Origin of the sequence: Ethanoligenens sp. (assembly GCF_047718355.1) — a bacterium.
In the GTDB taxonomy this organism is placed as follows: Bacteria; Bacillota; Clostridia; order Oscillospirales; family Ethanoligenentaceae; genus Ethanoligenens.
The window spans coordinates 1-1,801 of sequence record NZ_JBDNLG010000089.1 but is presented as its reverse complement, the minus strand read 5'-3'; the positions used below and the strand labels follow the sequence as shown (position 1 = coordinate 1,801).

Annotated in this window: 3 protein-coding genes; 1 reads left to right on the top strand and 2 read right to left on the bottom strand. The window is 53.4% G+C overall.

Annotation, left to right across the window (positions count from 1 at the left end; genetic code table 11):
• Nucleotides 1-138: 138 nt before the first annotated feature.
• Entirely contained in the window at nucleotides 139-720 is a 582-nt protein-coding gene (clpP, locus tag ABF463_RS11805) for an ATP-dependent Clp endopeptidase proteolytic subunit ClpP (RefSeq protein WP_415533841.1), read from the bottom strand.
• The gene (locus ABF463_RS11800; RefSeq protein WP_415533840.1) at nucleotides 717-1,115 is read right to left on the bottom strand and encodes a helix-turn-helix domain-containing protein; all 399 of its coding nucleotides are present in this window, start codon (nucleotides 1,113-1,115) and stop codon (nucleotides 717-719) included. Before ABF463_RS11800 ends, clpP begins: the two co-directional genes overlap by 4 nt.
• A 176-nt stretch (nucleotides 1,116-1,291) precedes the next feature.
• On the opposite strand from ABF463_RS11800, the gene ABF463_RS11795 reads away from it, so the two are divergent.
• On the top strand, nucleotides 1,292-1,714 hold the full coding sequence (locus ABF463_RS11795; RefSeq protein ID WP_415533839.1) for a MarR family winged helix-turn-helix transcriptional regulator: 423 nt from the start codon (nucleotides 1,292-1,294) through the stop codon (nucleotides 1,712-1,714).
• Nucleotides 1,715-1,801 lie beyond the last annotated feature (87 nt).

The window sequence follows — 1,801 nt, the reverse complement described above, 5'->3', positions numbered from 1 at the left end:
GCTTTCTATTACCGGGTCCCATTCCCCAAACGGGTTCCACAAGCCCCCCACAGCACCGCACGGTTCTTCACTCAAAATTGAAGAAAAGCGTCCGTGCGTTCCATTGTGGAACGCACGGACGCTTATTTATGCGGCTTATTATTGCCGGTAGATGACGCCGTCTACCAAACCGTATGCCTTGGCCTCTTCCGCGGTCATATAATGGTCGCGATCGGTGTCGGCTTCAATGGTTTTGAGTGGCTGCCCTGTGTTGGCGGCAAGCATACGATTCATCCGCGCACGGGTGTCAATGATCGCCTGTGCGGCGATGGCGATGTCGCTTGCCTGCCCTTTCGCACCGCCGAGTGGCTGGTGGATGACGACTTCAGCATTGGGCAGTGCGAACCGTTTGCCTTTTGCACCGCCTGCCAGCAGAAACGACGCCATGCTGGCAGCCAGCCCGATGCAGATGGTGGAGATATCACAGCGGACATATTGCATGGTGTCATAGATCGCCATACCGGCAGTGACGACGCCCCCGGGGCTGTTGATATAGAGCTGTACATCTTTGTCGGGGTCTTCGGCCTCCAAAAAGAGGAGTTGGGCGACAATCAGGCTCGCGCTCGCGTCGTTCACTTCCTCACCCAAAAAGATGACCCGGTCTTTGAGCAGGCGGGAGTACAGGTCATAGCTGCGTTCGCCGTGACCGGTCTGCTCTACCACATAGGGAACAAGATTCATGCCGCACATCTCCTTTCAAATGGATTCGGCTCAGCGTACAGGGCGACGGGCAGTTGGGCAGGAAAAAAGACCCGCCGTTTACGAAACGCGCTGGGTGAAAGCCGGTAGACCGCCCTAAACGCCTGAGTGAAAGACTGATGGCTCTCATATCCGGCAGCCAATGCAATTTCTACAACGGGCAGGTCGGTGCGAATCAATGCGCGCGCGGCTTCTGTCAGCCGACGTTTGCGGATATACTGATGTACCGTGCAGCCTGTTGCCTGCCGGAACATCCGGCCAAAATGGTATTTGGAATATCCGGCGCGGGCGGCGACCTCGTCGAGCGTGAGGGCTTCATCCAGATGGTCTTCGATATAAGCTGCCGCTTTATGAATCGCATTGCTGTCGGCGGTCATGAGCACATTCCTCCCCTATTGGTTTGATCGGCATATCGGTTGACGGGTCTTTTCACTGCCGTCGTGCCTGTTATTGCTCTTACTATAGCAGAAAGCCGCGATTTTTGCTTCACAAAAATTGCGCAGTGCGGAGTATGTTGGTTGACAATGCTTTGATGTCAAAGTATAATGGAGATATGAAAATAGATAATACCATCTTCCTTATGGGAAGAATCAGTGAAAAAGCAGCTTGCTATCTGCGCGCAGAGATGGAAAAAATCGGGCTGTGCCGGTTGGCTCCGTCGCACGGGGATATACTGGCCAACCTGTTCAAATATCGGTCGTTGAGCATGGCGCGGCTCGCAGAAGTTGTTCACCGCGACCCGTCCACCGTGACTGCGCTGGTTGGTAAACTCCGACAGCGTGGTTTTGTGGAGACACGCAAAGAGGAAGCCGATAACCGTGTTACACTGGTGGAGCTGACCGAGGCAGGCCTTGCGCTGGAGCCGGCGTTTCGGGAGATTTCACAGGCGCTGTATGAGATAGAATATCGGGGCATGACACAGGATGAACGCACGCAATTGCAGGGTTTGTTAAAAAAGATTAACGATAATTTTTAAAACAGGTGCCGGTGTACGCAATTAAGGTGGTCGGAAGGCGGCATCCCCTTTAAACATATACTTTGATGTCAAAGTATATGTTTAATC